This is a genomic window from Streptomyces sp. NPDC096105, assembly GCF_044763335.1.
In the GTDB taxonomy this organism is placed as follows: Bacteria; Actinomycetota; Actinomycetes; order Streptomycetales; family Streptomycetaceae; genus Streptomyces.
Genome location: NZ_JBIWGC010000032.1, coordinates 18,265 through 35,999 on the forward strand (window position 1 = coordinate 18,265; position 17,735 = coordinate 35,999).

Annotated in this window: 14 protein-coding genes and 6 pseudogenes; 7 read left to right on the plus strand and 13 right to left on the minus strand. The window is 68.4% G+C overall.

From position 1 onward, the window contains the following. Positions 1 to 168: 168 nt before the first annotated feature. Positions 169 to 1,500: a transposase gene (locus tag ACIQ8B_RS31360; protein ID WP_403551533.1), complete on the minus strand. Its 1,332-nt coding sequence runs from the start codon at positions 1,498 to 1,500 to the stop codon at positions 169 to 171. Continuing rightward, entirely contained in the window at positions 1,440 to 3,209 is a 1,770-nt protein-coding gene (locus ACIQ8B_RS31365; RefSeq protein WP_403551535.1) for a DUF4158 domain-containing protein, read from the minus strand. The genes ACIQ8B_RS31360 and ACIQ8B_RS31365 overlap by 61 nt, the downstream gene beginning before the upstream one ends. A 406-nt stretch (positions 3,210 to 3,615) precedes the next feature. Here ACIQ8B_RS31365 and ACIQ8B_RS31370 point away from each other — a divergent pair, with 406 nt between their 5' ends. Further along, positions 3,616 to 3,972, plus strand: coding sequence for a hypothetical protein (locus ACIQ8B_RS31370; protein ID WP_403551537.1), 357 nt, complete (start codon positions 3,616 to 3,618; stop codon positions 3,970 to 3,972). On the opposite strand, the pseudogene ACIQ8B_RS31375 reads toward ACIQ8B_RS31370, so the two are convergent. From ACIQ8B_RS31375 to ACIQ8B_RS31405, 7 genes and pseudogenes are all read right to left on the minus strand, one after another. Then, positions 3,962 to 4,393 (minus strand): annotated as a pseudogene (locus ACIQ8B_RS31375) (IS5 family transposase); the annotation flags it as partial. The gene ACIQ8B_RS31370 and the pseudogene ACIQ8B_RS31375 overlap by 11 nt on opposite strands. A 28-nt stretch (positions 4,394 to 4,421) precedes the next feature. Next, a protein-coding gene (locus tag ACIQ8B_RS31380; RefSeq protein WP_403551539.1) for an IS3 family transposase occupies positions 4,422 to 5,632 on the minus strand; the annotation gives its coding sequence in 2 pieces (ribosomal slippage) (positions 4,422 to 5,335 and positions 5,335 to 5,632; 1,212 coding nt in all). Positions 5,633 to 5,704: 72 nt separating this feature from the next. After that, a pseudogene (locus ACIQ8B_RS31385) lies at positions 5,705 to 6,099 on the minus strand (transposase); the annotation flags it as partial. Next, positions 6,021 to 6,485 (minus strand): hypothetical protein, encoded by a 465-nt coding sequence (locus ACIQ8B_RS31390; RefSeq protein ID WP_403551541.1) that lies wholly within the window; start codon positions 6,483 to 6,485, stop codon positions 6,021 to 6,023. The gene ACIQ8B_RS31390 and the pseudogene ACIQ8B_RS31385, both read right to left, overlap by 79 nt. Positions 6,486 to 6,695: 210 nt before the next feature. Next, positions 6,696 to 7,382 carry a DUF6461 domain-containing protein gene (locus ACIQ8B_RS31395; protein ID WP_403551542.1) on the minus strand — a complete coding sequence of 229 codons (687 nt, stop codon included), beginning with the start codon at positions 7,380 to 7,382 and terminating at the stop codon, positions 6,696 to 6,698. A gap of 60 nt (positions 7,383 to 7,442) precedes the next feature. Beyond that, positions 7,443 to 8,402 (minus strand): hypothetical protein, encoded by a 960-nt coding sequence (locus ACIQ8B_RS31400; RefSeq protein ID WP_403551544.1) that lies wholly within the window; start codon positions 8,400 to 8,402, stop codon positions 7,443 to 7,445. 38 nt (positions 8,403 to 8,440) lie between these two features. Then, a pseudogene (locus ACIQ8B_RS31405) lies at positions 8,441 to 9,250 on the minus strand (transposase family protein). A 220-nt stretch (positions 9,251 to 9,470) separates the two neighbouring features. On the opposite strand from ACIQ8B_RS31405, the pseudogene ACIQ8B_RS31410 reads away from it, so the two are divergent. Both ACIQ8B_RS31410 and ACIQ8B_RS31415 read left to right on the plus strand, forming a co-directional pair. Then, positions 9,471 to 9,614: pseudogene (locus ACIQ8B_RS31410) on the plus strand (IS5/IS1182 family transposase); the annotation flags it as partial. Between the two features lie 38 nt (positions 9,615 to 9,652). Beyond that, positions 9,653 to 9,748, plus strand: a pseudogene (locus ACIQ8B_RS31415) (AraC family transcriptional regulator); the annotation flags it as partial. A gap of 196 nt (positions 9,749 to 9,944) precedes the next feature. Here ACIQ8B_RS31415 and ACIQ8B_RS31420 read toward each other — a convergent pair. Continuing rightward, complete coding sequence (locus ACIQ8B_RS31420) at positions 9,945 to 12,185, minus strand: MMPL family transporter (protein ID WP_403551546.1); 2,241 nt, start codon at positions 12,183 to 12,185, stop codon at positions 9,945 to 9,947. Positions 12,186 to 12,436: 251 nt separating this feature from the next. Here ACIQ8B_RS31420 and ACIQ8B_RS31425 point away from each other — a divergent pair, with 251 nt between their 5' ends. Genes ACIQ8B_RS31425 through ACIQ8B_RS31435 form a run of 3 tightly spaced genes read left to right on the plus strand, consistent with a single transcriptional unit; the run spans position 12,437 to position 13,896 of the window. After that, the gene (locus ACIQ8B_RS31425; protein ID WP_403551548.1) at positions 12,437 to 13,192 is read left to right on the plus strand and encodes a TetR/AcrR family transcriptional regulator; all 756 of its coding nucleotides are present in this window, start codon (positions 12,437 to 12,439) and stop codon (positions 13,190 to 13,192) included. Positions 13,193 to 13,252: 60 nt separating this feature from the next. Beyond that, entirely contained in the window at positions 13,253 to 13,570 is a 318-nt protein-coding gene (locus tag ACIQ8B_RS31430; RefSeq protein WP_403551550.1) for a Pycsar system effector family protein, read from the plus strand. Between the two features lie 20 nt (positions 13,571 to 13,590). Beyond that, complete coding sequence (locus ACIQ8B_RS31435) at positions 13,591 to 13,896, plus strand: hypothetical protein (RefSeq protein WP_403551552.1); 306 nt, start codon at positions 13,591 to 13,593, stop codon at positions 13,894 to 13,896. A 106-nt stretch (positions 13,897 to 14,002) separates the two neighbouring features. Here ACIQ8B_RS31435 and ACIQ8B_RS31440 read toward each other — a convergent pair. Together ACIQ8B_RS31440 and ACIQ8B_RS31445 are read right to left on the minus strand one after the other, a co-directional pair. Continuing rightward, positions 14,003 to 14,704, minus strand: a pseudogene (locus ACIQ8B_RS31440) (LLM class flavin-dependent oxidoreductase); the annotation flags it as partial. Positions 14,705 to 14,742: 38 nt separating this feature from the next. Next, positions 14,743 to 16,119, minus strand: coding sequence for a helix-turn-helix transcriptional regulator (locus ACIQ8B_RS31445; RefSeq protein ID WP_403551553.1), 1,377 nt, complete (start codon positions 16,117 to 16,119; stop codon positions 14,743 to 14,745). A 307-nt stretch (positions 16,120 to 16,426) separates the two neighbouring features. Between ACIQ8B_RS31445 and ACIQ8B_RS31450 the strand changes: the two genes are divergently transcribed. Continuing rightward, positions 16,427 to 16,747: a hypothetical protein gene (locus tag ACIQ8B_RS31450; RefSeq protein ID WP_403551555.1), complete on the plus strand. Its 321-nt coding sequence runs from the start codon at positions 16,427 to 16,429 to the stop codon at positions 16,745 to 16,747. Positions 16,748 to 16,877: 130 nt separating this feature from the next. Here the strand turns inward: ACIQ8B_RS31450 and ACIQ8B_RS31455 are convergent, their stop codons facing one another. Then, positions 16,878 to 17,423 (minus strand): hypothetical protein, encoded by a 546-nt coding sequence (locus tag ACIQ8B_RS31455; RefSeq protein ID WP_403551557.1) that lies wholly within the window; start codon positions 17,421 to 17,423, stop codon positions 16,878 to 16,880. Positions 17,424 to 17,735 lie beyond the last annotated feature (312 nt).

Below are 17,735 nucleotides of genomic sequence, written 5' to 3' on the forward strand. Positions count from 1 at the left end.
CGGCCGCTTCCCTTCCCCGGCTGGCGCCGTCCTCATCCGAGGATCTGTACCTGCAGGGCAAGCGCGGGGAAGATCACCGTCAAGGGCGGGGCGGCGGAGTGGATCCAGACGATGTACGCGCAGCGGCGCACCCGCCCGGCCATGCCTCCACCGTGCGCCCGGCTCTGGTCAGGTGGATGTCGTGGCGCCCTGGCCCTCGGGAGCGCGCGGGCGGGGCACCGTCGCTGCTGGGGGCAACTCCAGGCCCAGGTCGAGGCGGCTGTTCATGTCCAGCTCGAACCTGCCGTACGGGTTCACGTGCGTCCAGAACAGCGGCGACAGCGCCCGCCGGTCTGCATCGGTGAGCGTGTCGGCCCACTGCGGGTCGGCGAGGACCTGCTGCATCAGCAGCGTGTTGACGTGGACCAAGGCGGACTGGAGCAGGTGGAGGGCGAGCATGGACACCTCCTGGGACTCCTTGTCCTGCCCGGCGAGGTCGCCGTCCTTGCCGTAGAAGAGGTCTTTGTTCGCGCTGTTCCAGTTCTCCACGACCTGCAAGCCCTCGTGGATCTCCTGCCGCAGCTCGACGTCGGCGAGGTAGTCGCAAACGAAAGCCGTCCGCACCGCCCGCCCGAGTTCCTCGATCGCCTGATAGGTGGGGTGCTTGGGCCCGCCGCGCGTGAAGCGGCGCAGGACCTGCTCGGCCTCCGCGGTGCCCAGGCGCAGGGCGGTCGTGTACTTCACGATCTGGTCGTACTGCTGGCGGATCAGATCCCAGTTGATCATCTTGGTGGACAGTACGGGCGCAAGGTTCGGCCAGTTCTCGTCTTCCCCGGCTGCCGGCCGGTACAGCTTCGCGGAGCCGATGTTCTTCAGCCTCGGCATCAGCTTGAAGTCGAGCATGTGGGCGAAAGCGAAGCCGACGATGGACGCGCCATGGGTGTCGGTGTACTGCCGGTCTACTTCCATGTCGGTGCAGTGCCGCAGCACGCCCTCGATCATCGAGGCCACCTCGGAGGCCGAACAGGACTTGAGCTGGGAGTAGATGCACACCGACTTCCGCTCGACGTGCCAGTAGATCATCACGCCCGGGCCTCGGTAGCGCTGGTGCCACTCGGTCATCAGGTTCGAGGACCAGGCCCCGAACTTGCGGCTGTCGGAGGCGCAGGCGGTGCCGGTACCCCACCACATCTCGTCGCGAGCGGCGAAGGTGGCGTTCACCAGCTTCACCAGCGCGGCGCGCATGTTGGCCCGGTTGACGAACAGGTGCCGCACCCTGCGCAGCGTCGCCTCAGACTCGCCGTGCTTGCCGGTCACCGCGACCCGCTTGATGCCCATGTTGGTGCCCAGCCCGAACAGCACCAGCAGCAACCGGCGCCGCAGCACGTCCTTGGACAGGTTCTCGCGGGTGGCGACCGAGGTGAACTCGGCGATGAAGTCCGTGTCGAACTCGGCGTACTTCAGGATGTCCAGCAGGTCGATGGTGCCCCAGCGCCGTTCGATCTCCGCCTTGATCGCCACCAGCGACTCCGGCTCCTCCTGCTTGCCGCGCGGGGAGACCCTGATCCACGGCTCGCCGTGCTTCTTGACGATCGCGACCCCGCCCGTGGTGCCCTCGGCCAGGGCCTGCTCAAAGCGGTCCAGCGACGCCCGCAGCTTGCTCTGGAGAGCGGTGATGAATTCGCCGGCGTCCTGCGGCTGGCCCAGGGCGGCGTAGTGGACGTCTCGGTTGTCCTCGAAGTCGGCGGGCAGATCGTCCTCCGGATTACGCCACCAGTTGGCGCCACGACCCAGATCTCCCGCCGTCGCAGCGCGTCCCGCAAGCTGACCAGCACGCACAGCTCGTACGGGATGCGCTCGACGCGGCCCTTGTCGCCGACGACCGCCGCCCACCACTGCTCGGGCACCACTCCGTCCAGCGGCACTGCCTCGGCCGCATCGAAGAAGGCGCCCTCCTTCAGCGGCTGCTCCAGGTACCGCTTGAGCAGGTCGATCGCGTCCATCACCGGCCGGTAGGCGGTGTTGTTGCACTTCAGCTCCAGCACCTTCAGCAGCGGCGACAGCATCCGCCGCCAGTGCGCCAAGTACGACGACCGCAGCACGGTACGCACCCGCGCCTTGTAGCGGGCCTCGTTCGCCGCGGCCTCTGCCGCCAGCGCCTTGAGCGTCTTCTCCCCGCCGACCACCGGGAAGATCACCCGCCGCACCGTGCCGGACGGTTCCGACAAGGCCGCCTCCGCGACCCGCAGCAGCATCGCCTCCTTGCCGCGGACCTTCTTCAGCTCCGCCCCCAGCTCCTTCTCAACCTTCCGCTCCGCGCGGGTGTTGATCTTCAGTACGAGCTGGATGAACAAATCCACCAGCGAGTCGGTGATCTCCGTCTGCCGGACATGGCACAGCGTGGCCAGCAGCGTCAGCCGCCGCGGCGGCTTCATCCGCTCCAGGTTCGCCGGGTACTCCTTCGACGCACGGGCCCGCCAGGCGTCCACCAGCTTCTCCGACACGTCCGCGAACAGGTCCGCAGGCAGGTTCAGCCGCCGCACCCGCTCCAGCTTGTTCACCTCCGCAAGCAGGCTCTCCAGGCCCGGGGCGCCAGGGTCCGTCTTCAACTCGGTGAAGTGCGACCGCCCGCCCCCAGCCACCGCGCCCTCGCCGTCCGCGCCGTGCTCGGTGCCGTCACCCGCGATCAGATCTTCCAGCCGCGATCGGGTCGTGTGACTGAGCCGGTCCAGCGTGCTGCGACAGAACCGCTTCTCGAAGTCCTTGATCGCCTTGCCCACCAACCGCCGCACCTGCCCGGGCGCCGGCGGCTCGATATGGTCATTGCGGCACCGTGCCACCACGGCTGCCGCAAGCCGGGCACGGGACAGCTCCACCGGGCACAGCTCGGTAGCCAACCACGCGGCCAGCCGGTCCTGGTCCTCCTCGGTGTTCGCCCGGAACCCGTACGCCGCCCGAATCTCGCCCCGGTGTCGCTGAATCGCCTTGCTCTGCCAGTCGTAGTCCGCCCACGCCTCTGCGGGAACCTTGACCTGCTGGGCTACGTACTCCACCGCGGCGGTCGGCACCTCCTGGGCCGACTCGGGGAACCGGGCCTCCACCTCGAAAAACTTGAGCAGCAGCGCGAACCCGAGCCGAGTCGCCCCGGACTTGTTCCGCACCCGCTTCATGTCGTCTTCCAGCAGCGTCCAGACCTCGATCAGGTCCTCCGGCTCCCAGTCCTGCCGCACCCCGTACTCCTCGCCCCACGCCCGAGATCACTCGTTCAGCTCAACGAGGCGCCAGGCAAGGGGAAACGACGACCACAGCAGTCACACAGCGCTACATGTCCGTTCGCCGTAGCTATACGAGAACAGGGCCGAGCAGATAGGCGCGGGCACTCGCCCGCGGCTCGACCCGGCCGAAACGTCCCGCGATCCGGGCCATGGCCTGGTCGAACATCGTCCGCCAGCGGGCAGGGTCTACGCTATGGCCCGCGGCCACCGCACGATCTTCGTTTGTCCACACACCAACCGATGATCACGCGGTGGTCGTACCCCGTTCCCGGCCGGGTACGGCCGCAAGATCGCGAAACCAGACTGGAGTATTAAGACGTCGTTTCTTATGGCTGTCAGAGCGGCATGAGAGCCTCCGGCCATGAGCTACGACCTTGCTGTCTGGGAAGGCGAGAGGCCGGTGGATGACAAGACCGCCGGCCGAGTCTTCAGCGACCTGTACGACCGCTACATCGACAGCGAGGTGGAAGAGCCTCCGTCCGAACGCATCGCGGCCTACGTCGTCGCGCTGCTTGAGCGGTGGTGCGACCTCACCGAGGACGACGATGACACCTCTCCTTGGTCGACTGGGCCGTTGATCGACGAAGCCAGTGGTCCGCTGATCTACTTCCCCGTGCGGTGGAGTATGGCCGAGGAGGCGTCGGCCTACGCGGCAGCCGTCGCGCAGTCCATGGGGCTGGTCTGCTTCGACGTGCAGCAGGACCGGCTCAGGCCGTGAGCAGGGTGTTCAGGCGGCGGTAGCCGATCAGAGTCGCTGCTATGCCGACGAAGGCGAGGAAGTGCTCGGCCTTGCGCTCGTAACGACGGTGGAGCCTTCGGCAGCCGGCCAGCCAGGACACGGTTCGCTCGACCACCCAACGGTGCCGGCTCAGCCGTTTCGAGGACTCGATGCCCTTGTGGGCGATGCGGTGGCGGATGCCGCGCTCGCGGAGCCACCGGCGCAGGTGGTCGTAGTCGTATCCTTTGTCGGCGTGCAGTTTCGCCGGGCGCCGGCGGCGGGGCCCGCGGCGGGAGCGGATGGGCGGGATGCCCCGGACGAGCGGCTCCAGGCCCTGGCTGTCGTGCATGTTCGCGCCGGAGATACCCAGGGACAGCGGCAGTCCGTTGCGGTCGCAGATCAGGTGGATTTTCGATCCGGGGGCCTGACCCCGGAAGTTGGACACGGGGTTATGCGGCTTGCGTCAGCGTAGTTGATGTTCGGTCGAGCGCGTGTTCGTAGGTGATGGGGCTGCGGTGTCCCAGGCGGCTGTGGCGGCGGACGGTGTTGTAGCGGTGCAGCCAACGGAAGAGTTCGAGGCGGGCTTCGCGCTCGCTTGACCAGCTCTTTCGGTTCTGGAGGGTCTCGCGTTTCATGGTCGCGTTCCAGCTCTCCGCCGCGGCGTTGTCCGCGCCGGAACCGACGGCGCTCATGGACTGCCGGACGCCGGCGCGTCGGCAGGCATCGGCGAAGGCCCGGCTGGTGTATTGGGCCCCGTGGCCGGTGTGCATGATCGCTCCCGCGAGGCTGCCGCGGGTCCGCTCGGCGGTGGCCAGGGCGTCGACGACCAGCTCCGCGCGCATATGGTCGGCGATCGCCCAGCCCGCCAGCCGCCGGGACGCGAGGTCGATCACGGTCGCGAGATAGCAGAACTTCCCGCCGCCGACCGGCAGATAGGTGATGTCCCCGACGTACTTGGTGTTCACCTCGGTGGCGGTGAAGTCCCGGCCGATCAGGTCAGGGGCCTTCGCCGCGGCCGGGTCCGCAACGGTGGTCCGGTGCTTCCTGCGCAGCCGAAACCCGGCGATGCTGGCGGTCTTCATCAGCCGGGCGACCTTCTTGTGGTTCACCGACTCGCCGCCCGCCTCGCGGAGCTCGGCGGTGACCCCGGGGACGCCGTAGGTGCCGTCCGAGGCGGCGTGGACAGCGGCGATCTTGGCGGTCAGCTTCTCGTCGGCCGCCTGCCGGGCGGCCCTGGCCAGCGAGGTGGCCCGCCAGTAGCAGAAACTCAATCGAGCGATCCCGAGGACCTGGCACAACCGCTTCACGCCGTGCTCGGCGCGCAGATCGGCGACACACTGGAAGCGGTTCACCAGCGCGTCGCCCCGGCGAAATACTTCGCCGCCTTCTGCAGGATGTCGCGCTCTTCTTCCAGCTCACGCACCCGCCTGCGCAGGGCGACGAGCTCGGCCTCCATCCCCTCGGCCGCCACCGGCGCGGCCGGGCGCGGCGCGGTGTGGCCGCCCGTCCGCCGGCCGTCGGCCGCGCGCATCCAGTTCCGCAGTGTCTCGGTGTTCACGCCCAGGTCCGCGGCGACCGACTTGATCGTCGCTCCGGGCCGGGACCGGTACAACGCGACCGCGTCCGCCTTGAACTCGGCCGGGAAGTGCTTCATCGCCATCAGTACAGGACTCCAGTCCTCAGATCCTCAAGATCCAAGTGTCTCTGGTGTCCGAGATCCGGGGTCAGTCTCCCCGAGTTTGCCGCGGTCGGTCGGATTCGGTCCCGTCAAAAGCCCCCTTTTGCCGCCCGCAGACTGACCGAGTCGATCGCACACCGCGACCAGTCCAACTCGCCTCGTGCTCCGAGTTCGTCGAGGATTACCCGGTGGAGCCGGGCCCAGACCCGGTCCCGGCTCCACTGGGCGAACCGCCGGTAGACCGTCTGCCAGGCCGGCCCGAACACCGGCGGCAGTTGCCGCCACGTGCAGCCCGAAGTCGCCACGAAGATGATCGCGGCCAGGGTTTCGCGGTCACCCGCCCGACGCCGGCCACCGCCCTGCGGACGTATCACCTCAGTCGGTGGTACCACCCGCCGGAACAGCACCCACAACTCGTCCGGCACCAGTCGCTCCACAAGATCCGCCATGCACGGATCAACGAACGATCACGCCATAAGAAACGACGTCTAAGTCCCAGTTCCTCGCCCACTGTCCTGACCTGCACCGGACCGTCCGCAGCCCGTACGATCGCCAGGATCTTGCGGTAATCGCCGGGCAACGCGGCCTCATCAAGGCCCTCGCCGCGGTGCGGGATCAGCAGGACGGCCCTCCCCGCCACCCGGGCGGGCGCCGTGGAGGCGACCCCGGCGGCTTCCGCTTCGGCCCGGTCCGCTTCGGCCAGCCGGTTCAGGACCCGCTCGGCAACCAGCAGTTCCTCCCGCTCGGCCCGGACCTCCTGCAGCCGCTTGGCCAGCTCCTCGGCGAGGGCGTCCAGTTCACTCCGGCGAGCGATGATCCGCTCCAGGTCTCCCATACCCTGCACCCTCCCGCGATCTCACCGCGTACCGCCCCGGTCACGGATCGTAGGAGCGGTCCCGCGACGAGCGCAGCAGAACCCGAGAACCGCCTCAGCCGACAGGGGCAGACGGTCTTCACCGTGGACACCCGCCGCCGACCAGCACGAGCACGGCAACTCACCCGCACACCAGCCCACCTCACCTGCACGTTTCACGATGCACGGGGCTCAATGAGGTGGACGGGCTACAAACAGCCGTCGGCCTAGAGGGCCGGAGCCACCCGGTGGAGGCGCCGGAAACAGAAGCGGGGGGTCGGGCTGGTTGAGTACTTGTCGATCGAAATCGTCAATAACGACAGAGAGCAGCGGTCCGTGCAAAATCTCCGTCGTGAGGCTGTGGCCGACGCGCCGGGCGATGGACCTGAGAGACGCCGCTACCGGGCCCAGTCCGTCCGCGACGAGTCCGTGTATCTCGTCGGCGTAGCCGTGCGGGCTACGGCCTTGAGTGCTGGGTGGGTAACCGGGCTCGAATCGCTCGACCACTTCGCCGTCCACAACGCTGGAGAACAGCGTCAGCCCTTTCGCTGTCGTGAGCAGAACGAGGCATTCAGTCTGCGCCGACAGGTCGCGCATGATAGCATACGTGGACCCGATAGGGTTTTCGAACTCGATACAGAAAGCCCACTCGCCCAAAACACCGGCACGCAGCGAGGTGCCCGATCGGGGAGCCTCGGGGGCCTCTCGTGCAGGCACCCAAATGAACCTGTCCGCGTCGGCTCCGTAGATGCCGACGACCTCTTCTGCACTCCTGCGTAAACTAACAGTCAGGCAGAAGTTCTGCGACATTTCCAAAGTCCAGGAACCGGCCATTTTATTCCAATCAATACTTATGGCCTCGCCCGCTCCGGCATTCATAGCCGCGAGCGGACGAGGTCGGTTGTGCAGTCAGTCGACGATCACGATTCCGTCGCCGCTCTATTCGCCGGTTTTCACCTTGTCGAAGAAATCGGGGATATTCACCCAGAAGGAGTCATCCTCAATCAGTCGCCAGTCCTGGATGTGGCGGGAGTACACGTTGCCGGCGAGCTCATTCAAGTCCTGAGGCACGTGGCCGCGCACGCAGGGTTCCTTGCCGGTGACGGGCCTGGACGGATCGGAATCATACACCTGGTATTTGCCGTCATCCTCGAGGAGCGGAGTGATTTCGGCACAGAGTGCCCCGTCGGTGCCACCTTGCTTGGTTGAGGCGAAGGGATACTCGTCGCAGGAGTCGTTGGGCACTATGTCGGGCCTGCGGACGAACGGGACAGTGCTCTTGGAGCCGCAGGTGTATTCGCGCCTTTCCGGGCCGTTGAGGGCGCGCTGCATCGACTTGCGGTAGCCCCACCCGTCGGGAAGAGCGTGCTGCCCGAAGCCGTAGGTTACGGCTGCGCCGCCGTACGTGCTGATCGGCAGCTCCATGTCGGGCGGCGTAATGCTGGGCAGCGCGCATCCAGTGCTCTCGTTGCCTGTGTCGGTGAGATGAGTGTTGCAGCGCACGTAACGCGGCATCGTCCATTCCACGTTGGGCTTTGTGGGTGTCGACCCGGTGTGCGTGATGTACAGATGGTACTTGATCTCGGTAAAATCCTTCTTGCCGACGGCGGGAACGTCGGAGTAGGCGACCGTCCCCTCAGTCAAATCGTTCGCGTTACTCAGAGTTTTAGCGCCAGCCCAGGGGCTTCGTTGCGTCGTCTTGCAATTCAGATCGCACGAGACGTCAGCAGACACGTTGAGTTGCTTCACGGCCGCGTTTGGGTCACGGCTTCCGTCAAACTCCACCTTCATTCTCTCAGACCACGTGCCTTTACGCGGGTCCAGCGTGGCGGTGGTGTTGACGTAGAGGTTCGCCGTGCCGAGGACCTGGTTATCCTCACCGCGAAGGGTGAACTCCACCGTCATTTCCTCGAGGCAGTGAGCCTTTTCCATCTTGATCAGGTGGCGAGTTCGAGGGCGACGGCGGCTCGGACGACGGTTGTGATCCGGGTAGTGCTGCAGCGGAGCTTCCGCAGGAGCCGCCAGGACTTGAGGATCGCCATGGCGCGTTCGCCGAGGCTGCGGATCTTCGTGTGGTCCCGGTTGTGAAGTCGGCGCCGGCCGCGCAGGTTCTTGCCCCGGAACGGGACGCGGACAGCAAGACCTGCGCCCTGGTACGCCTTGTCGGCCCAGCACTTGATGTCCTCCGCGGCGAGAGCGGCGGGAATGCCGTGGGCCCGCGCCGCGGTCAAGTCGTGGGTGGCTTCCGGCCGCGCGTCCGAGACCCAGATCAGACGTCCGGCTGGATCCGCAAGGACCTGCACGTTCATGCCGTGGTGCTTCTTCTTCCCGGAGTGGTACGGGCGGTCGGCGGCGATGTCCCCCAGCCTTCGGCCGGGAGGTACCCCCAGTCGATCGGCAGCACGGTGCCGTCGAGGATCACGTACGCCTTCTTCCGCGCGGTCGTCATGGCCTGTTCCAGCGTGGGTGCGAGGGCGGCCAGGAGGTCGACGGCCTCGCGTATGTAGCGGTAGGCCGTGGCGATCCCGATGCGGAAGCCCGCGGCGGGGCGGGCGTTGGGGGTACCCCCGGCCGGAGGCTGGGGGAGTGTCGCCGCAGCGCAGGTGGGCCAGGACGAGCAGGGCCTGCCGGCCGCAGGTCAGGCGCCGCCACCGGGAGCCGATCCGACGGCGGTGACCTGTGAGGAGACCGGAGAGGTGTCGCACCGTGCGGCTGGGCAGATCGATGCCGGACGGGTAGACAAGCACGCGAAAGTTCCTGGCGGACTGGTGATCTTGGTCGTGAACCCGTCTACCAGGGGCTTTCTTCATGCCCGCCGCCGGGGTCACCCGCCCAACCACCCGTCAGGTTGGAAACGGCTCACTGGAGAGCCGGATGACAGGGAAACCGTCATGTCCGGTTCGGCGGGAGGCCGCGCGGAACAGGACTCGTCCACGGCGAGCACCTCACCGCGCGGCCGACCCAACCGGCTGGCTCATGCACCACCGCCGCCTCGCCCACGACTACGAAACCCACCCTCATCGATCCGAAGCCATGATCCACGTTGCCATGATCGACCTCACAAGCCGACGCCTCACCCGAGAATCCACCCCGAACTGGCGCGACACCTGAACCTCGAACCAAACAACCCTGCCGGGACAAAACGCTCTTTAAGCCGCGAGTTCCGCCGCGTCTACGGTGAGTCTCCCTACGCGTACCTGATGACCCGGCGGATCGAACGGGCCATGATGCTGCTGCGCCGCGGGGGTTCGGCTGATGGACCCTGGTCGCACCGTTTTCGAGGGGCACGTCGCAGTACTCCGGCTGATCGTCGAGGTAGTTGGTTCCCCGGCTACGGACGATCGTCCGCCCGAGGGGGAACACACGGGAGGAACCCGCTTCCTCACCTCCTGAGCCTTGCGCGACGAGTTGTGATGGGTGGCTGAGCGGTGGTCAGGCGGGTCACACCATGGTCGACTCCTTTGTGTCCGCCCGAGCAGCTGCTGCCGATCCGGGGGCGGAGGTTGGCTTGGGACCGCCTTCGCTGAGGCCGTACCGCGCATGGAACGTGCGCAGGAAGCCGGGCGCGTACCAGGCCGAGTTCCCCAGCAGACGCATCGCGGCGGGGACGAGCACGCCGCGGACGGCGAGGGCGTCGATGAGGATGGCCAGTCCGCTGCCGAGGCCGAACATCTGTATGAAGCTGAGTTTGGAGGTGCCGAAGGCGAAGAAGCTCACCGCGAGCAGGAAGGCGGCCGCGCTGACGATGCGCCCGGTGTGGCCGAGGCCATTGACCACGGCGGTCTCGTTGTCCGCTCCCTGGTCGTGGAGTTCCTTGATCCGGCTGGTGACGAAGACCTCGTAGTCCATCGAGAGGCCGAAGCCGATGCAGAACATCAGCACGGTCATCGACAGCTCCATCGGCTGGGCGGTGAAGCCGAGCAGTGAGGAGAGGTTGCCGTCCTGGAAGATCCAGGTCATCACACCGAGGGTGGCACCCAGGCTGATCAGGTTGAGGATCAGCGCGCGCAATGGCTGCACGACGCTGCCGGTGAACAGGAAGAGCAGCAGGAAGGTGGTGAGGACGACCAGGGTCACGGCCAACGGGAGCTTGTCGGCGATGGATTTCTTGGCGTCGACCAGTACGGCGTCGTTCCCGCCGACCAAGGGGTCCGTCCCCGGGGGCGGAGTCACCGAGCGCACCTGCTCGACCAGGCTTTCGGCCGCCTCCGACTTCGGCGTCAGGCTGCTCATCACATTGATCCGTTGTGCGTCGGGCCGGCCGAGGGCGGAGTTGGCCGGGCCGGTCGCGGCGGGCCGGCCCGCGCTGTAGGTGCCCGCGCTGGTCTCGACGCGCTCGACGCCCTTGAGCGCGGCCAGTCGCCCCGCGTACGAGGCCAGTGGGGCTTCGGCCACGGAGGTGTCAATGGTGATGTAGACGGCCGAGTCCTCGCTGCCGCCGAACTCCTCCCGCAGGACCTGGGAGACCTGGCGGCTCTCGGCGTCCTCGGGCAGCACGCGTTCGTCCGTCGTCCCGAAGGTGACGTTCAGCAGAGGACTGGCTGCCAGCAGCAGCACGGCGAGAACGGGCACCGCTGTGAGCACGGGCCGCCGCATGGTGGTGCGCGCCAGCCGTCCCCACACGGGTGCCTGAGCTTCGGAGCGCCGCGACTTCGCCCACGGCATCCGCCCGCCGTTGACCCGGTGCCCCAGAACCTTCAGCAGGGCCGGCATCACGAACAGGGTGCTCAGGGCGGCGATGGCGACGACGCCGACCCCGGTGAAGCCGAGCGAGCGCAGGAAGTACTGCGGGAACACCGTGAGGGCTGCCAGGGCCGCCGCGACGGTCGCTGCGGAGAAGGCGACAGTGCGGCCCGCGGTGTGCATCGTCCGTCGGACGGCGTCGTCCACGCTCACCCCGGCCGCGATCTGCTCCCGGAAGCGGCTGACCATCAACAGGGCGTAGTCGATGCCCAGTCCGAGGCCCAGGGCGGTGGTGAGGTTGGTCGCGGTGTCGGCCACGTCGGTGACGCTGCCGAGCAGGAAGAGTTGGGCGAACGAGCCGATGATGGTGATGACGGCGATGGCGAGCGGCAACAGCGCCGCGACGACGCTGCCGAAGACGATCAGGAGCAGCACAAGGGTCAGCGGTATGGCGATCGCCTCGGCGAGGATCAGATCCTCGACCACCTGGTTCGACAGGTCGGCTCCTACAGCGGCGCCTCCTCCGGCCCGGACGGTGAGGGTGTCCTTGTAGGAGCCGCTGTAGGTGTCCAGGATCGCGATGGCGCTTTCCCGCTGCTCGGTCGTGTCTCCTTTCACGTGGGCGAGCACCGTGGCTTCACGGCCGTCCTCGGAACGCAGGTCCGGGCTGTTCGTCTCCCAGAAGGAGACGACGTTGCTGAGCCGCTCGTCCTTCTTGAGCTCGCCCACCAGGTCCTGGCCGTTCTCCTCGGCGGCGGGGGTGTCGATGCGGCCGTCGGAGGAGCGGACCAGCAGGACGAGGTTGGTCTCGCCGCCGAACTTGTCGGCGATGACGTTCGCTGCCCGCGTGGAGGGGGAGGCGGGATCGTCGAAGCCGCCTCCCTTCAGCTTGTCGAAGGCGCCCGCGCCCACTACGCCCATCAGTGCCACGGCCAAGGCGGCCACGATCAGCACCAGTCGGGACCGGCGGATCGCCAAGTCGGCCATACGTTCGAACACGAGTGGATCTCCTTCAGGGTTCTTCGAGGAAAGACGAGAGGTGGCGGCCGGGCGAGAAGCCGGCGGAACGCGTCGCAGAGCCCTCTTCGCCCCGGTAGAGGGTGCGCGATGCCGCGCTCGTCGCCGCCGGGAACGACGCTAATAAGGCAGCGTGTTTTTGAGCAGAAGGAGATTTACCTGACACTGTCAGGTTTTTCGGGCGGGCGTAGTCCTCTGATGACTCGTCCCGTCAACCGCCTTAGGATCGCCGCATGTTCGCCGAAGAGTCCGCGACGGTCCTGCCGTCCCTGCGCCAGCGACGCCGAGCCGTCGCTACTCGAGAGATCGTGGACGCCGCCGAGCGCCAGATCGCCGAGCACGGGCCCCACGCCCTGTCCCTGCGAGCGGTCGCCCGCGACCTCGGCATGACCGTGCAGGGGCTCTACCACTACTTCCCGAACAGGGACGCCCTCGTCACGGCGTTGGTGACCAAGGCGTACGACGACCTGGCCGATGCCGTGACGGCAGCCGTCGACGCAGCGGCCGACGAACCGGCTGCACGGCGGTTCCTGGCCGCCACCGAGGGCTATCGCCGCTGGGCCGTCACCCACGTCGAACGATTCCAGCTGCTGTACGGTGCACCGCTGCGCCATTACGAGGCACCTGCCGAGGGTCCGACCACCCAGGCGATGCGCCGACTGAGCATGGTCTTCCAGCGAGAGATGTTCGATGGGTTCACCACGGCACAACTCGCCGCAGCCGACACCCGGGCGCTCTCGCCAGCTCTGCAGGCGCACCTGGAACCCCTGTTTCCGCATGGCTTGGAAACCCTGCCGCCTTCCGCAGCCGCTCTCCTCCTCGGCACCTGGGGGCACATGCACGGCATGGTCGTCCTGGAGGCCTTCGGGCACACCTCCTTCATCGGCGAACACCAAGCGGAGATCTTCCGCATGGCCATGCGAGACCTGCTGGAGGACATCCATCGGCGGATCCCCACGCAGTCCCCGGGGACACCGGCTGCCCCTTGAGGGGCGGCGCTGGAAGCGCGGCGGCCGCGTGGGCGGCTGCCCCTTGCCGCGCTCGTCGCGGTGGTCCCGGGCCACGACTTACCGCCCTCCGTAGGCCTCGGCGCCGGCGCCGGCGGCCTCACCGCCGCAGTGCTCGTCGTGCTCGTCGTCCATCCGCGCCTGTCGGGCGCCGCGCGTGGCAGCTTTCTCCACTGGTCGTTGTGCACACCTCAGGACCTGATGGCGGACCTCCAGACCCCGGACGACCGCGTGGCGCACGTCATCCACCTCTCGCAGATCGCCCGCCGCAAGTATGCGGGCCCGCGCCTCGCCGGGCTCATCACCGGTGCATTGCTCGTTGTCCTCGGCGCCGCACCGCTCGCCGCCCTCGTCGCCTGAACCCGCCCAAGGAGAACCGCATGGCAACCGACCTCGACCCCACCACCGCCCGCCGCGCCGGACACTGGGTGATCGGCACCTTCCACGGACACCACGGCGGCACCAACGTCCTTGCCCTCGCCGCCCGCAACGACTCCGCCCCGCTCCCGTACGGCTGGGAATGCGCCTGCGGTATCGGCCAGCGCCTCCCCGCCGAGGACGGCGTATGGGACAGCGCTTGGCGCCACGTCCACCCACCTCGCTGGCGCGCGTGGGCCCGCCGGGTGCCACTCCTGCGCCCCCTCGTCCAGCCCACGGCACGTCTCCAGCACCCCCGGACGGCCTGACCGGTGACCGACCGTGCAGTGCCCGCCGACCTGTACGCCGCGCTGCAAGTCTGCTTCCGTGCCGGCCTCGGCCCCTCCGGCCCGCCGTGCCACCGCGCCCGGCGGCCTACCGCCGCAGTGTCTCCAGCAGGCTCCCGAGCTGCCGCACCGGCTCCGCTCCCGCCACTCGCAGGACGACCGTGTCGGCGCCGGCCGCCGCCAGTTCGCGTACGTGGCCGACGGCGTCCACCGGGCGGCCGGAGACGGTGAACACCTCGTCCACCGGGCGGCCGAGCCAGGCGGCCTGACCCTCCGTGTGCGGGCGCAGCGCCTCGGCGGCGCGGGCGGGGTCCTCGTCCACGCAGGTGAAGGCGAGCACCGTCATCGTGTGCTCCGCGTCCGCGCCGCCCTTGGCCACCAGTTCCCGGGCCGCCGTCACCTCGGCGGGGCCGTGCCCCTCCGCGATCACCGTGCCGTCGGCGACCCGCCCGGACAGCTCCAGCGAACGCGTCCGCACCACTCCCGCGACCACCGGCGGCACCTCGGCCGGCGGGTGCACCAACCGGATCCCGTCCAGCCGCACCTCCCGGCCCTCCAGCTCGACGCGCTCCCCCCGCAGCAGCGCCCGCACGGAGGTGATCGTCTCCTCCAGCAGCGCGAGCGGGGAGCGCGGGGCGAGGCCGACCGCCGTCATCCACTCCCGCACCCCGTGCCCGACCCCGGCCACCAGCCGGCCCGGGAACACCCGCGCCAGCGTGGCCAGTTCCATCGCTAGCAGCGCAGGGCTGCGCAGCGGCGCCGGGGTGATCCCGATGCCGACCCGCAGCCACTGGGATTGGCTTGGGGCCTCTCGCGATCGTGAGGACCTCAGTCCTCCGGATCACGCGGGACGAGGCGGGAGAAGAACTCCTTCGCGGCCTGCCCGTCGAGTTCCCCGTTCGTGGTCGCGGACCTCCGCAGCGCTTCGCCCGTCACCTGGGCAGGGATGCCGAGCTGCTTGTCTGCCTCGCCCATGATCTCGCCGAGGTACCACTGGGCCGAGGTCGGGAAGTGCTGGATGAACCAGCTGACCATCTTCGCCAGGGGCACCGACAGGATGAGGTCGAAGTCCTTGAGCTGGCCGCCCCGGCGTTCGCTGACGCGCAGGGAGGTGGCGAAGTCCTCCAGGACGGCGTGGCGGATGGTCGGTCCGAGGGCATCGGTGGGGATGATCCGCCTGAGGCTGTCTGCGACCTCGAAGGCCAGTTGGTCGGCCACCTCCCGCACGCTCGGCTCGTTGCGCTGCCGCAAGACCCACCGCTTGCGGATGTCGGGCCGTTTCCACAGGAAGCTGAAGAAGGTCTCGCTGAACCGGTCGCGGATCTGAGCCGCCCCCGGGGCGAGACGGTGCCGGTCGCCGGCCGACATGGCATCCCTCAGACCTTCGGAGGAGCGGCGCCGGGCCTCGACCCAGTCCTCGGCGACCGGGCGTGACCACTGGGCTCGTCCGCCGACGACCGCCTGGGGCAGCGGCACGTCGTTCTCGCCCCGGGAGATGTAACCCCGCAGTGTGGAGGCCGTGATGCCGCCCAGCGCCGCCATCTCGGGTACACCGAGCAGCCGGTCGCCTGCGAGTTCGGGACTGGCCAGGTCGACGACGCACTTCTCCAGCGGCAGGGGATCGTCTTGCTTCTGGTGGTGCTGCGCCCACCGGGTCAGGTCATCGAGCCAGTCATCCGGTGTCGCGGTGGCCGGATCGAAGGTGGCAACCTTGTGCACGTGTGCACGGTCCGGATGGGCGCGGCCGTCGAGCATGTCGTCGGCGTGGACGGTGGCCGTGGCGCGTGCCTTGTGGCGGGCGTAGTCCTCGGTGACCGGGTCCCAGATCTGGCCGGGCCGGTACCAGGCTTCGCCGTCCCACCAGTAGCCGCCGGCCCGGAACAGCAGCGCAGCCCCCGTCCAGTAGCTGTGCAGGCTGGCGGTGTCCTCGTCGCGCAGCAGGAGCACGGTACGGCCGTGGTCGGGGTGGTGGCGCACGGCCCAGCCCAGGTGGTGGGCGATCGGGTCGGTGGTGAAGGCCAGCCATCCTCCCTCGCGGGAGGTGTCGCAACGGCCCCACATCCCTTCGCCCTTGTTGCGGCCGACGGCCTCGATGGCGTCGGGGCCCTCGACGAGCGGCAGGTGCGAGTCGTCGACGAACGGCAGACCGGGCACCGGGTGGTCCGTCCGCAGCCCGTTGGCGAGCGGACGAATGTCGTAGACCAACGTGTTCCCCTTCTCGACTTCACTGCTGTAGATGGCTACAACGCTATTGATGCCCAGTAATACACGACTGGAAAGCAAGTCGGTACAGCCATTTCGAGACAAGTTACACAGCAGCGAGTTGCGCGGCTCCTGTGCCGATCGGTCCACCGGCAACTACGCCGCGCACACCGCTGCGTTGACCGGTCCACCCCATCCCGGTCCTGGCCACCAGAGCGTTTCGATGCGCGAGGGGCGGTCAGAACTGCGTAGAGCTCAGAAGTCGCTCAAAAGGCACTCATCCTGCGGCAGACGAGCCCACCCTGCAGGCATGGCCATCGGCTGGGGAACGATTCCCACCTGGGTGAGCGGACTCGGCAGCACAGGAGCGCTGTGGGTCGGCGCCGTCACCCTGCGGCGCGCGCAGGACAAGGAGCGCCGCTCCGAAGCCGACGCCGTGGTCTGCCGCGACGAGCGCGGCGACTGCTGCGGGTACGGCCGCACCACGACTCACTGGATTGCCAGCACGACCAATGGCGGCGGACGCCCCGTGTACCACGTCTTCCTGGTCAGGTACAACCCGGCAGGAAAACCTTGTCAGACCGCGGCGGCCAGCGTCTGTTGGACCAGCAGAGCAAGATGCTGGGGATGAGGGAGCGCCTCTGTCATGGACAGTTTCCTCCCGTCGAGAGGGCGGCCGCTGGGTGTGACGTCGGCCAGGGGCATGAAGTACCAGGTGCCATCCGAACGGTGGAATTCCCACACGATGCCGTCGCGGTCGGTCAGCTCGACGTGGCAGCCGCAGCCGTCTGTGTAGTCCCGGGCTGCACAGACCGCCTCGGCGGGCGGTCGACAGCACAGGCCCGTACGTCGATGGCGCCGGCGGCTTCCTGGCCCGCCGCACCCAGTGTGCTCTGCGCGGTGCACAGGCGTTCGGCCTCCCCCACTCCGTCGTAATCGGGTTCTGTGATGTCTCCGCGCTCGGCCATGACGTCCAGGAGCCTGTCGGGTTTCTCGAGCGCCGTACCGGCCGCGGTGATCTGGGTGAACAGGGCGGAGGCGGTCACTGCGACCTGCTGCGGCGTGTACAGCGCCCAGGGGTCCTCCAGCGCGGCCGCGAGCCCTTCGGCCGCTTCGGGCCCCGCGACCGCCAGAGCGATGGTCTGGCCGGGGTCTTCGGGGCCGTGCTCGGCGAGCAGGCGCACTTCCTCGCACACGTCGTCGATCAGGCCCCGGTCGTCCGGCTCCTCGTAGCGGCGCCACAACGGCTGTTGTGCCTGGACCGGCTGCGTCCTCGCTCTCACCCTCATCTTCTCGTCTGCGGCCATTGCTGTCGTCCTCCTCAACGAGCCGGGGCAGTGAGGATGACCCTGCTGCGAGCGAGTGCTCTGGCTGGACGGCCGGGCCGCGCGGGCTGGGCGGGCGGCCGCCGCGGAGGAAAGCGCGCCGCTCTCCTCCCCCGGCCCGGCGGCGGGCCGTTCCCCTGCGGCACCGACGACGCAGACTCCGTCCCGCAGCACGGGATGTGCGCTCCGCCTGCCCTGGATGCGGGGTGCGCGGGGTGGGAGCGGCCGCGCTGAGTGCGTTCGGCGCCGTGTACCATCCCTTGCCCGGTTCGGGTGGGAGATGCCCTGTTCGGG

Coding starts and splice junctions, on each gene's coding strand:
- ACIQ8B_RS31370 (WP_403551537.1), top strand. CDS start 3,616: ATGAGCTACGACCTTGCTGTCTGGGAAGGCGAGAGGCCGGTGGATGAC.
- ACIQ8B_RS31390 (WP_403551541.1), bottom strand. CDS start 6,485: ATGGGAGACCTGGAGCGGATCATCGCTCGCCGGAGTGAACTGGACGCC.
- ACIQ8B_RS31395 (WP_403551542.1), bottom strand. CDS start 7,382: ATGAATGCCGGAGCGGGCGAGGCCATAAGTATTGATTGGAATAAAATG.
- ACIQ8B_RS31425 (WP_403551548.1), top strand. CDS start 12,437: ATGTTCGCCGAAGAGTCCGCGACGGTCCTGCCGTCCCTGCGCCAGCGA.
- ACIQ8B_RS31435 (WP_403551552.1), top strand. CDS start 13,591: ATGGCAACCGACCTCGACCCCACCACCGCCCGCCGCGCCGGACACTGG.
- ACIQ8B_RS31450 (WP_403551555.1), top strand. CDS start 16,427: ATGGCCATCGGCTGGGGAACGATTCCCACCTGGGTGAGCGGACTCGGC.
- ACIQ8B_RS31455 (WP_403551557.1), bottom strand. CDS start 17,423: ATGGCCGCAGACGAGAAGATGAGGGTGAGAGCGAGGACGCAGCCGGTC.